This window comes from Gemmatimonadota bacterium, from assembly GCA_041390105.1.
In the GTDB taxonomy this organism is placed as follows: Bacteria; Gemmatimonadota; Gemmatimonadetes; order Longimicrobiales; family Gaopeijiaceae; genus JAGQIF01.
In genome coordinates, this window is record JAWKQO010000002.1 from 194,364 (window position 1) to 206,735 (window position 12,372).

Here is a 12,372-nt window from a genome sequence, read left to right on the forward strand (position 1 = left end):
AACGTCCCTCGCGCCTCACCCCTCGCCGGGAGCTTCTCCCTCCATCAGCTCGTAGAGCCACGCGCGGGCACGCGCCCAATCCCGTTTGACGGTGACCACCGACTGACCGGTCGCTTCCGCGATCTCCGCGTACTCCATTCCGCCGAAGAACCGGCACTCGACGACCTGGCCCAAGCGAGGATCCAGGTCGGAGAGCGTGTCGAGCGCCTGATCCAAGGCCACGAGATCGAGGCGAGAGCGATCGTCCTCTTGTGCCACCTGAACCGCGTCCAGGGGCAGCGCTCTCTGGTCCCCCCCGCGCTTGGACGCGCTGCGGGCGCGTGCATGATCCACGAGGATGAAGCGCATGGCGCGTGAGGCGACCGCCAGGAAATGGGCGCGGTCGTTGACCCGTGCCCGGTTTCCGTCCACCAGCTTCACGTACGCCTCATGCACCAGCACGGTGGTCTGCAAGGTCTCGCCGCGCACCAAGCGGCGCAGGCGCCCGCGCGCAATCTGCTTGAGCTCGTCGTAGACCAGCGGGAGCAGCTGATCCAGTGCCTCTCGCTCACCCTCGCCCCACCGGTGCAGGAGACTCGTGGTATCGTTCTGTGCCATGCGTCGCGACTCGCATCCGTGGGCTCCCCCCCAAGAGGCGAGCACGGGTTCGCGATCGCAAGTCGCGAGGGCACCCGACGGGGTGGGCGCACGCCAGAGGCCGCGGCCGCCTCACTCGGTGGTCATGCGCTTCAGGATGGCGCGAATCTCCTGGGTCTCGCGCCGGGTGGCCGAAGGGTCCGGCGTGGAAGCGATTTCCTCGACGGCGCGGCGTGCTCCGGTGACGGCCGGATGGGCATCGCCCATAGATCCGATCGCGATCACCCAAACCCGGTAGAATGTCCGTGCGGCGTCGAGCGACCTCCCGACCGCCTTGAGTGACTGTGCGAGCGCGAAGAGGTCCGGCAGCCGGATCGGGTTGTCGGCGCCGAGCAGGGCGGTGCCGAGCGTGTCGGCACGGAACAAAGGGGTCAGCGACTCCTGCGGACGTCCCATGGTGCGGAGCAGGCTCCCGTAGTTGACCAGCGCCGACACATGGCCGGGCGTTTCCGAGCCCACGGACTCCACGTAGCGGTCCAGCACCTCGAGGTAGCGTGCTTCTGCCTCCTCGTAGCGGCCGGCATGCCCGAGCACGAACGCGTAGTTGTGCAGCATGGCCAGGGCGAGTGGGTGGTCGGATCCCAACTCGTCGTGGGCGAGCTCCCAGGCTTCGCGCACGCGCGGTAGCGCGTCCTCCAGGTCCCCCGCTTGCTGGGCGATGCCGCCGCGAAGGGAGAGCGCGTTCCACAGCTCCGTCTTGCCGCCCACCGGATCTCGGCGGGCCAACGCCACCGCGGAGTCGGCGTCGGCCGCCGCCTCGTCGAGTCGACCCATCTGCATGGTGGCGAGCGCGAGGTTCTGGTACGCGGCGGAGCGCTCCACGTGGGCCTCCGGGTCTGCCTCGCTCAGCGTCCGTGCATAGAGTACCGCGGCGTCCTCCCGGCGGCCTTGCGTCAAGCGGAGGTGTCCGAGGCGACTGAGGATTCTGCGGTACTCGGGGCTGTCTTCCTCTCCCAGGGAATCCAGCAGCGAGCGGGCCTGGGTCAGGAGCGTGTCGGCGCGGTCCAGTTGTGCCAGCTTCACCTGGGCGCCTCCCAGAATGCGCAGCAGGGAAGCTTGCACAGCGGGCTGTCCCGCACTGCGCGCCAGGGTCCGCTCGGCACTGCGTTCCAGAAACGCCTGGACTCTGAGGGTGTCGATGCGCTCATGCGCCTCGAAGTCCGCGCCCGTGAACAGGTCTTCGAGCACCCGTACGACGCCCTCGGCGCGCAGGCGCTCCTGCTCGGCGCGATCCCGTTCTCGCGCGGTCTGTGCCTGCTGAAGCAAACTCCCCACGGCAAAGAGGAGCGTTGCCATCGAGAGTCCGCTCCCGGCGAACACGCCCAGTCGATTGCGCCCCACGAACTTCCCGACACGGTAGGTCCAGGCGTCGGGCCGTGCCTCGACCGGAAACCCGTCCAGGTGCCGGCGCAGATCCTCGGCGAAGGCCTGCACCGTACCGTAGCGACGCGCCGGATCCTCGTGCAGCGCCTTGAGAAGGATGGTGTCGAGATCCCCGCGTAGCCGGCGTGCCAGACGCTGCGGCGTGGCGCTCCGTGCAGTCGCCGAGGTGGCGGTGCGGGAACCGGAGCCCAGCGTCGTGAAGATGGTGGAGGGTCGGGGCGGTGCGGCGCCGGACCCCGCTCCGGGGCCCCTCCCCACCGAGCTGGGCCGGACACCCGTGAGCAGTTCGTAGAGAAGGAGACCCAGGGCGTAGATGTCGCTGGCGGTGGTGGCTTCGTCTCCGCGGAGTTGCTCCGGGCTGGCGTATTCCGGGGTCAAGCGTGGACCCTTGGCGCGGGTCAGGGACCGGGTTCCCTCGCTGGGGTCGTCGAGAAGCTTGGCGACGCCGAAGTCGAGCAGGCGAGGCCCGTCCTCGGTGACGAGGATGTTCGACGGCTTCAGGTCCCGATGAAGCACGAGGTTGCGGTGCGCGTACGAGACAGCCTCACAGACTCGGAAGAAGAGTTCGATGCGCGCCTCGAGATCGAGACGTCGCTCGTCACAGAAGCGGTCGATGGGCAGGCCTTCCACGTACTCCAACACGAGGAAGGGGCGACCCGCCTCCGTGGCTCCCGCGTCGTAGAGCCTCGCGATCCCCGGGTGCTCGAGGCGCGCGAGGATGCGGCGTTCCCTCTGGAAGCGCGCGAGGATCTCGTCCGTATCGAGTCCTCGCCGGACCACCTTGAGTGCCACCTGTCGGTGGAACTGGTCGTCGGCGCGCTCGCAGAGGTAGACCACGCCCATACCGCCGCGGCCGAGCTCGCGAACGACCCGGTAGGGGCCGATGTCCGAACCCGCTGGGACGTCCGGCGTGGGCTCGGCGGCGTCGGGTTCGTCGTAGGTGTCCAGGGCATCCAACAGCTCACCGGCAAGGGGAGCCGCCGCGTCCCCGATCCGGGCACGGGCGCGCGGCTCGCCCGCCAGCAGGCGGCGCACCTGTGCCACGATGTCGGCGTCTTCGCCCGCGGCCGCCAGAAGCCGTTCCCGTTGCTCGGCGTCGTCGATCTCCAGGCACGATGCCAGCAGGCGATCCGCGCGTCGGAAGCGGTCCGCGGGTGAGGTCAAGGGACGGTCCTCCTTCGGTACGACATTCGGCAGTAGGGGGCGACAGGAGCGGTCTTGCAAGCGTGGTGCACGAGCGGTCTTGCAAGCGTGACGAAGGACAGCGCGATTTCGTTGGCGCCGGCCACGGCCACGGAGGCCGCCTCAGCGACCCGGGCGACGTCGCTTGGGCTGAGGCTGAAGCCACGCGTCGATGCGCTGCGACAGACCTGTCCCGTAGAGGGCGAGGATGGCCCGGCGGATGGGCTCGTGCTCGTACCCCGCCGATGCGAGGGCACGGGTCGCGGCTTCTGCGTGAGCCTGATCCTCGCAGGCCGCATAGGTGAACGTGGTGCGGCACATGCGCCGGACCACCTTGGCCGCCCGCTCGGCGGGGTATCGCGCTGCCAGCGTCCACGCGGCCACGCTGTTCACATCCGTGGTGACGGACTCTGCGAGTCCCTCACCCACCCAGTCGTCTCGTTCCCAGCCGGCCAGCAGCGTCAGGATGGCGACTGGATCCAGGCCTTGCCCATGGAGGGCGCCGACGACCCCGCTCTTGAAGCCCGTGATCCACAGCAGCGCTTCCTCCCGCGGGACCTCGAACGTCTGCATGAGGCCGCTGAGCACGTCGGCTCGTTCCGGTGCCGTGGCCTCCAACTCAGTGCTGAACTGGAGGCCGACCCCGCCGCCACTCCACTCCGGGTGCACTGCATGGATCGCCGCCACCGCTTCTCGCCCCGCATACCCGCCTCGACGCAAGGCCTCCGCCAGCGCGCCCTTCTCCTGGAGCTCGAACTCCTCCGCCGCCAGCAGCGCCAGGGTCGCATCCCTCTCGTAGCGGGCAGCGGTCAGCGCGGCGAGCCGGCGCGCGGCCAGTTGTACAAGGCCAGTACTCGTTGGGCCGCGAGTGCGGAAGTCGTCCCATCCGTCGCCCGACACCTGCCCACCGAGCAGCGTCCATGCCTCGCCCACCGGTGCGTCCGCACGACGCATCCCCTCGGCGAAAGCACCGGGGGACAGTTCAAGGTCCGAATGGATCACCGCGTCGCGAGCCTGTGCGTAGCCCAGCCCCGCGTCGATGAACCAGAGGAAGGCCAGGGTGGGGTCGTCGGTGAGGGCTGCCACGCCCTCCGCCACCAGACCGTACGCCAGATTCACGTCGACGGACGGTGTTGGAGACGCTGGACCGCCGCGGGATGCGCGCGCACCCCTTCCGGCCCCACTTCTGGAGGTCCGCGCGGGGGTCGGGCGTGTGTCCGCCGCTGCTTGGCGGGCGACATCCCCCGGACGCCGGAGGGGATGGCTCAGACCCAGCACGAGCCACTGCGTCACCTCTCGGCCGTCCGCACGAAAGTGTTCGGCGAGGGCGAGTGCCAGCTCAGGTCTCGTGTAGGAGTTCGTCTGCCCGGCCGCAGAGAAGAGGAGCCGGCCGGCGACTGCCCCGTCCCACGAACGCGGATAGAGTTCTCCGAATACCTTCAAGAGGTCGGAGAGCGTGTACCCACTGGCGTACAGGACGTGCGCGAGGCGGGAGTCCTCGCCATCCACGAACTGCAGCGTCGCGCGCGCCGCATCGGCGTCTCCATAGGCCTGCCTCAGCACGGGCGGCCAGCGCTGGGCGAGGTGGCTCTGCTCGACCACGGCGCGCAGTGCAGTCACCGCATCGAGCACAGGGTACCCCGCCTGCTCGAGCGCGCTGGCCATCGCCGGTGGCGTCATCCCGTACGCGCTCGCGAGGGTCTCTCCGATCTGGTGCAGCTCGAGGTGCCCTTGCAGCTCCGCGAGGAACGCCGCTGGCTCAAGGGCGAACTCCTTGATCGTCTCGTCCGCTGCCCGGTATCCGCCGCCGGATCGGACCAAGGCCGTGTACATGGCCACCGGCGACTCATAGAGGTGCATGCAGCGCGCCTGCATGAACGTCACCGACCCGATGTAGTTGGCGATGGGGGGATCGGCCTGACCCTCGGCCAGGGAGACCCACTTGGTGCCGCCCGTCGGAATCGTGATGCGGATGCGGATCTCGCGGCTGCCGGCGTTGGTGACGCGCTGCAGGTCGACGCGATTCACGTCCTTGCTCTGGCCGGCGGCCAGGCTCAGGGTCTGGGTCGCCGGCCGACCATCCGTTCGAGCGAATTGGTACCGGATGGCGCACGGCTCCTGGGCGGCGGTCGCGTCCGGACGTAGGGCGGCCCAGAGCGGCAAGCACGGCGCCAGAAGGAGGATCGCCGCGGATCGGCGCAGTCCGTGAAGGGCATGGTTCGGCATGGGGAGCTCCGAGTTGAGCAACGAGGGATGAGCGCCAGTGCGAGTCGATCGCAGCCGACCGTCAGGGACAGGCCGGACGGGCCTCGGCCACCGGAGAGTTCGCGTAGGTGCGGAAGTAGCGTCGGCCGTTGAGCAGCGTCTTGCCCTCGTCATCGAGCTGCAGCGTGTACTCCCTGCGGCTCCCGTCGTGGAAGGTCAGAACCAAGGTGGGCGCGCCGCCGGGCGTGACCGTCCACCCCCCGGCGCCCCGCGCATTGGAGCCGCTGTAGCCGCCGACCGCACCGCCGCCATCCGCCGAGAACGAGTCGTGCGAGCCGTAGTAGAAATGACCCTCGCTGCACAGGTCGATGGTGGTCTCTTCCGACGCACCTACGTAGGCGCCGTCCGAGCTACCGCCGCTGTAGTAGCTGTAGAGGTAGGTGAGCCGCGCGCCGTCGAGGCGGTCACGCCATTCCGACGTGGCGTCCGGAGCGCGGGGGGCGAAGAAGGCGATGCCACCCGCCAACGCTTCAGCGGCGGACTCGTGCGTGGCGCCGAAGTCGCTGGTCCGCGCTACGGCGAGGAGGGTCAGTCCTCCGCCATGGGGCGAGAGCAACGCGATGAGGCGTGCTTTGACGGGCTGCCCCTCGATCGTGCCCTTCAGATAGGCGCTCAATCCCCGGCTTCCGAATCCCTCGATGGGTCCGTCCAGCGTCAGGGCGGCTGTGCCTTCGCTGAAGCCTTCGCGCGCGTCGCTCTTCAGCGCATCGAGCGACTCACGTTCGTGGGGGAACACGAGGAGAGAGCCGGCGACGTCGGCGGACTGGAACGAGTAGCCACTCCCGGCCGGTGAGGCGGACCACCCGGCCAGCGGCGAGATGCGGAAGCCTCGATAGGGGTCGGACAATTCGGGTGCGTCGGACGCCACCATCACGGGTGGGTTCGACGCCGCCGGGGTGGCTGCACTGGAGGGGGCGCTCGTGGTGGCGCCGCCCTGGGCTGCTGCGAGCACTTCGGCCGGGACCGGCTCGTCCGATCGCGTCAGCACCACCTTCGAATTGGGATCGGCCACAACCAGACGGCCCCCTGCCCGAATGGCCTCGAAGTTGGTGTCGGCCCCCGCGACCCGGTAGCTGCCGCGCAGCGCTACGCCCAGGAAGGTCCGCGCGGTGAAGGGGACCAAGCCGGCCTGGACCGCGAAATAGCCGGTATACCCGTCGTCGCCGCCGGCGAGCACGTACATGCTCACGTCCGCGCTCACCCAGGAACCCAACCAGGGATCGTCGTCCTGCGCAGCCAACGGAGGCGCTGCCAGGAGGGCCGTGACGAAGGCGATGGCGAAAGCAGCTCGTGCGCGACCGCGGGAAAGAGTGACCATCGGGGTCTTCCTGTCGAGGGATGCGTCGTCTCACCCCTCTATCGGATTCCTCGACCGTCGCGTATCAGGCGGGGAGAGCGCCGGCGCCGGGCCCGCTGGCCGCAAGGAATGTCCAGGTCTTCGGCCGAGCGTCGCCGGGGCGAGGGAGGGGGGGCCACCGGGGCCGTCCCGCCACCGCGCCTCCGGGGTGTCCTATGAACCGCCACGCTCTCCTGGCGTTTGCCGCGCTGTTCGCGCTGGGTTGCCAGGATCTGCCCACCGAGCCCGAGCTGGAGATCACCGAGCCGCCCGCGGAGCTGCCACTGCGCGCCGCGCGGTCGGTGGTTCCCACCTTCTCCTGCACTCGCTCCTGGGCTGCGGCCGTCGATGGAGACTGGTACGACGCCGGCAAGTGGTCCCCGGCAGGTGTGCCCCTTCCCGGCGACAACGTCTGCCTCGACGTGCCGGGCACCTACGAGGTGGTGCTCGACTACGACGCGCTCGCCCACATCGTGAAGGTCGGGGGTCCCGGGGCCACGGTGACCCTCGCTGCGGACCACTCCCTGCTGGTGGACGGCGGCATCCTGGTGGAGGCGACGGGTCGGTTGGAGATCGACGGCGCGCAGACGATCCATCTGGGGAGCAGCGAGCCTTCCCCCACCGTGACCCTACCGGACGCGGAGTGGTTCGTGAACCGCGGCGTGGTGGAGATCGGCACGGGGTGCGCGTGCGCCTCGCTCACGGAATGGGAGTTCCAGACCTATGAGAACCACGCGTGGATGTACCTGAGGGGGCCGTCGACACTCCAGGCGGTGACCTTCGAGAACCGAGGCTTCGTCTTCACCCGGGGCACGGATGCCATCGACGTGCAACGATCGCCTACGTCATTCGGGCCCTACTTCGACCAGTTGAGCGGAACGGTCGGGGGGACCGCGACCGTCCGCCTCTGGGACGGGACACTGACGTGGGAGGGAGGGACGCTTCCGGTGCGGACCTCGTCTCCTTCCACTGCCACGATGACTCTTGTGGGGCAGCAGACAGAGCTGACGTTGCAGAGCAGCGTCCTCTCGGGGCAGGTGGACGTGGACGTTGCTCAGAGCCTCCTCCTCATCGGCACCATCGGGCGTGATGTGCGGATCCAGATGCTTCGAGCCGCACTACAGCTCTGGCTGGTGGGGCGCCAGCAGGGACTTCCGGAGAACGAGGGTACTTTGGATCTGCAGATTCCCGCTGGACGCGCCATGGACCTGACACTCTTCCCCACGACCAAGTCTGGGCCGTGTGGGCTCGTCAATCGCGGAACGCTGAGCATCCACGGTGGAGGAGCAGTATCGGCTCGCCCCGTCTTCGCCTGTGGGGGTCGACCGGTGGTCACCAACCGGGGGACCATCGATGTTCAGGGAAGCTCGGCGCTGCAGGTCACGGACATGACACTGGCGGCAGCCTCGAACAGCACACAGCGCGGAACGCTGACGCTCGTCCGATCCACGTTGTTGGATCGCGGCACCCTGGGGGATGTGCGATCCATCGGCAGCACCATCAGCCCAGGCCCCGTGGCCCTCCCTGGGTTGTCCAACGGGATAGGCACGCTGAGCATGGCCTCGCTCGAGCTGGACGCGAACAGCGAGGTGGTCATGGACATTGCGTCCACCCGGGGCACCGCGCACGACGTCATCGACGTGCAGGGGAGCGTGCAATACGGCGGCACCCTCACGGTGCGGACTCCGACCGGCTTCGCAGGCGGCAGATGTGGAGACCTGATCCCCCTGATCACAGATCGGCTACCGCAAGGCAGTGCTCGCGGCTCCTTCCATGCCTACCAGGGGCTCAACCTTGGTGCTACCCGCGGATGGCGCGTCTACAACCCGGCCCGGACGCTGGGGGTCGCGGGCTACCACCCCGGCTCCGCTCCCCTCTACGCCACGCGCGGGTCCATCGCGATGCAGGAGGGCGGACCTTCCTATGACTACCAGATCTGCTTGGGAAGCGCCGTTCCCATCGCGGATGTGGACCTCCAGCCCTGGTCGACGAACGGGCAGCTGGACTTTGTCGGGCCTCTGCGGTTTGGCGCGACGGACTGGATGCTGCCTCAACGGATGATGGTGCATCCGTTCGACGATGCAGTGGTCGAAGGGCTTCATGCGGACACGATCCTGCACCGACTGGTCAGCAAGGACCCCAGCTACTCCAGCGCGGGGGCGCTGCGCATCCCCGTCACCATCGAAGACAATGACGGTTCCGCGGATCTGGCGATGGTGCGTGTCTCTCAACAAGACAACCAGTTCGTGGGCGACGTCATGAACACCGTCTTCCGGGTCACCAACGCGGGGCCGACGGAGTCGACGGGCTCGACGGTGACGTCGACTGCGCTGAGTGGTCTGGCCTTCGTGACCGCCACCGGAGCCACGTGCACGGCCAGTGCAGCGGGTGTGGTCACCTGTGCGCTGGGGCTCGTCCCCGCCGGTGGCCAGCTCGACTTCACGGTCTCGTTCGAGGGACTCGCCGCGGGCGTGCACTCGAGTACCTGGACGGTGACGGGTCAGCAGCCTGACCCGGATCCATCGAACGACTCCGTGGACTACACCCAGCGGGTGAACTGAGACGCGGTTCGGGGCCGGGGACAGACGTTCCTCGGCCCCGAGCGCACCTTCGCAGGGTCCCTCGGGGTGGCTGCTCGCCGCTCGATGGCGGTTTGCGGGCTGCTTTTCCGCTTTCGTCGGTAGCCGTCCCATTCCGACTCCCCAGCTCCGCGAGCGGTGCGCCGATGATCCCGACCAAGACCCTTCTCGCCCTTGCCGCCTGGACAGCGGCAGCGCCCACGCTGCTCGGGGGCCAGACCGTGACAGGCACGTCCATCCAGGGCGACTGGGTTCGGGTGGTCAGCAACAACAAGCCCAACGACCTCATGCGCATCGAGGTGAACGGCGACGCCACGCTCGTCGCTGTCCCCATCTCGGCCAGTCAGACGGACTGGCAGGTCGGGCAGGTCCTGTGGACTCAGATCCAACCGACGGGTGTCGCACGGGTGCGGGGCAGCGATGGCAACTTCTATCCGGCGACCATCACCCTGCTGGGCACGGACACGATCCACGTGCGCATCCAGCACTCGGGGGCGGGCTACGATCAAACCTGGACGCGTGCGGGTCCGTCCGTACTTGGGGACTGGGTTCGCATCGCGCCGCCGGGAGATCCAGAAGACGGCATGCGCGTCAACGCGACAGGCACCGATGCTTCGATCCGCTACCTGCCCCCGGCAGCGCCCCGGGTCTTGCGCGTCGGTAGTCGCCTCTGGCAGGGCATCCGCGCGCGTGGTGCGCTGGACGTACTGGGCTCCGATGGCCGCTATCATCTCGCCACGGTCACACTGCTGGGAACAGACAGCCTGCGAATCGACAGCAGCTCACCCGCCGTCTCCAACGGCGCCATCTGGGTGCGCCCCGCGGCGGTGGCCGGTGCCCGGGCGGCGGTGCGTCCGCCCCCCACCAACCCGAACACCCCGGGTGCTGGCTTGCAGGCGCCCACCGGTCTGCCGGGCGTGACGCCGCCGGCCACACCCACCGTGATTCCGCCGTCCGGAGCCTGCGTGGACACGGCCGATCCGCTGGACGCGGAGGACGTCACCTGGGACTGGGGGCTCACCGTTCCCATCCGGAACGACTCTTTGACCGAGACGCTGGGGCTCGGTGAGCAGATGGTCGGCCAGCACCCGTCCGGATCACGCTTCTTCGTCCCGGTCGACATCGAGCGCTCCCTCCTACCCGGATTCGGAGACGGCTTCTCGACCATCTGGGAGGACCGGACCCGTCGCGTCCAAGGCCAGCAGCACGTCGACCTCACCCGCGCCGAGTTCGACCAACGCTCGCAAGCCGCCCGAGCCGCCGGACTACGCGCGACAGACATCGAGGCCTACGACACGCCCAACGGAGTGCGCTACGCCGGCCTCTGGGAGACGAACCAGCAGGGCATCGACTGGCGGGTGGACGTCGACCTGACCAGCTCGAGCTTCGCGAACCTGCTGCGCAGCTCAATTCCCAGCACGCACCGCCTCGTCGATCTAGAGGTGCGTTCCACGCCGAACGGACTCCTGCACTCCGCGATCTGGTACCGGAGCTGCAGCGCGTCCACCTGGTCCGAGACGCGGGGCATGGACGCGACGGCGTTCCGCCAGCAACTCGCCGCCCAGGCCGTGCTGGGGTTTCAAGCCATCGACATCGAGTCGTACCAGACGTCCGGCGGTCAACGCTACGCCGCCATCTGGGAGCAGAAGCCGGCCACGCGTGGCTGGGCCGTCAGCTTCGACAAGGGGCTCAACGATTTTATGAACGATCACCGCATGTACGTGGATCAGGGCATGCGGCTCATCGACTACGAATCGTATTCAAGCGCCGCGGGCCTGCGGTACGCCGGGATCTGGGCGGAGAACGACGACCGCTACGACATGCCGTTCCGGGCGGCGATCGATACCACCCTGGCCACGTTCCTGCAGGCCAACCCGGTCCCGGGCGTATCCGCGGTCGTGATGCAGGGCAACCGAGTGCTGTACCGCGGTGGCTCCGGATGGGCGGACATCCAGGCACAGAAGCGCGCCCACTCCGGCACGATCTACCCGACGGCTTCGGTAGCCAAAGTGATCGCGGCCACCCTGGCCGTTCGGCTCGAGCAGCGAGGGCTGATCGACCTCACCCGTCGGACCAGCAGCTACGTGTCCGTGCCCTACGCCTCCCATACGCACACGCTCGAGCAGTTGCTTTCCAAGACCGGCTGTATGTGGCACTACGACGAAGGACCTGAGCCACCCGAGCAGTTCTACATGTGGCGGGACTCGGTGATCGCGCAGTACTCGGGCCCCGACTCCATCTTGGCCGGCTGCACGCCTGGCAACCAGTACCACTATTCCACACATGGCTTCACGTTCGTGGGAGCGGCGTTGGAAAAGGTCACGGGCAAGGACATCGTGACACTGATCCGGGACGAGATCGCTGCGCCGTTCGGGTTGTGGAGCCTCAACCGCTCGTCGACGACCGGTCCGGTCTTCGGCGTGCCGTGGTTCGATCAGGCCCAGGTGTACTGGTACGACACCACCACCGTGAACGGCGCTCCGCGTGGTCTCGTCATCCCGCGCCGCCCGGACGACACCTGGAAGATCCTGGGCGGCGGCTTGCAGATCCACGCGCGGGACCTGGCCCGCTTCGGCGCGCTGGTACGCTCGGGCCAGCTTGCGGACACGGCCCGCATGTGGACGTCCCAGACGGCCATGGCGGTCACGTGGGCCCCGCCGAGTGGCCCGGCTCCGCCCGTCGGCCTGGCTTGGGACCTCACCAGTCCGAACGGAGGGCGCGCTGTGGCCGAGCACGGGGGGTACGGGGTGGGGGCCCGCCCGTGGCTGGGCATCTACCGAGGGCCCTCTCAGCTGGTCGTGGCGGTGATGACCAACCAGACCGACCGCTTCAACGGCAACGCGACGGCCATCGACGCTCTGGGCACGGCCATCGCGGGGCTGGTGTTCGCCAACCCTCCGCCTCCGTGATGCCGAGCGAACCAGGCCATCGCGGAAACACGATCCCACACGCCGTGGCCATACCACAGGCGGGTGGCCGCACGCGAATGGC

6 protein-coding genes are annotated in these 12,372 nt (G+C 68.7%); 2 read left to right on the forward strand and 4 right to left on the reverse strand.

The window, feature by feature from the left end; genetic code table 11:
* Positions 1 to 15 precede the first annotated feature (15 nt).
* The 4 genes from R3E10_10165 to R3E10_10180 all read right to left on the reverse strand — a co-directional run bounded on the left by R3E10_10165 (position 16) and on the right by R3E10_10180 (position 6,784).
* The gene (locus R3E10_10165; GenBank protein ID MEZ4416114.1) at positions 16 to 597 is read right to left on the reverse strand and encodes an ECF-type sigma factor; all 582 of its coding nucleotides are present in this window, start codon (positions 595 to 597) and stop codon (positions 16 to 18) included.
* A gap of 111 nt (positions 598 to 708) precedes the next feature.
* Positions 709 to 3,183 carry a serine/threonine-protein kinase gene (locus R3E10_10170; GenBank protein MEZ4416115.1) on the reverse strand — a complete coding sequence of 825 codons (2,475 nt, stop codon included), beginning with the start codon at positions 3,181 to 3,183 and terminating at the stop codon, positions 709 to 711.
* Between the two features lie 141 nt (positions 3,184 to 3,324).
* A complete protein-coding gene (locus tag R3E10_10175; protein ID MEZ4416116.1) occupies positions 3,325 to 5,427 on the reverse strand; it encodes a hypothetical protein in 2,103 nt (700 codons plus the stop codon).
* 61 nt (positions 5,428 to 5,488) lie between these two features.
* Positions 5,489 to 6,784, reverse strand: a complete 1,296-nt coding sequence (locus R3E10_10180; GenBank protein MEZ4416117.1) for a hypothetical protein — start codon at positions 6,782 to 6,784, stop codon at positions 5,489 to 5,491.
* 194 nt (positions 6,785 to 6,978) lie between these two features.
* Between R3E10_10180 and R3E10_10185 the strand changes: the two genes are divergently transcribed.
* Together R3E10_10185 and R3E10_10190 are read left to right on the forward strand one after the other, a co-directional pair.
* Entirely contained in the window at positions 6,979 to 9,363 is a 2,385-nt protein-coding gene (locus tag R3E10_10185) for a DUF11 domain-containing protein (GenBank protein MEZ4416118.1), read from the forward strand.
* Positions 9,364 to 9,527: 164 nt separating this feature from the next.
* A complete protein-coding gene (locus R3E10_10190) occupies positions 9,528 to 12,290 on the forward strand; it encodes a serine hydrolase (GenBank protein MEZ4416119.1) in 2,763 nt (920 codons plus the stop codon).
* The last annotated feature ends 82 nt before the right edge of the window (positions 12,291 to 12,372 follow it).

Bases quoted from the DNA above. Each gene is read 5' to 3' on its own strand.
- R3E10_10165 (MEZ4416114.1), bottom strand. From the start codon at position 597: ATGGCACAGAACGATACCACGAGTCTCCTGCACCGGTGGGGCGAGGGT.
- R3E10_10190 (MEZ4416119.1), top strand. From the start codon at position 9,528: ATGATCCCGACCAAGACCCTTCTCGCCCTTGCCGCCTGGACAGCGGCA.
- R3E10_10185 (MEZ4416118.1), top strand. From the start codon at position 6,979: ATGAACCGCCACGCTCTCCTGGCGTTTGCCGCGCTGTTCGCGCTGGGT.
- R3E10_10175 (MEZ4416116.1), bottom strand. From the start codon at position 5,427: ATGCCGAACCATGCCCTTCACGGACTGCGCCGATCCGCGGCGATCCTC.
- R3E10_10180 (MEZ4416117.1), bottom strand. From the start codon at position 6,784: ATGGTCACTCTTTCCCGCGGTCGCGCACGAGCTGCTTTCGCCATCGCC.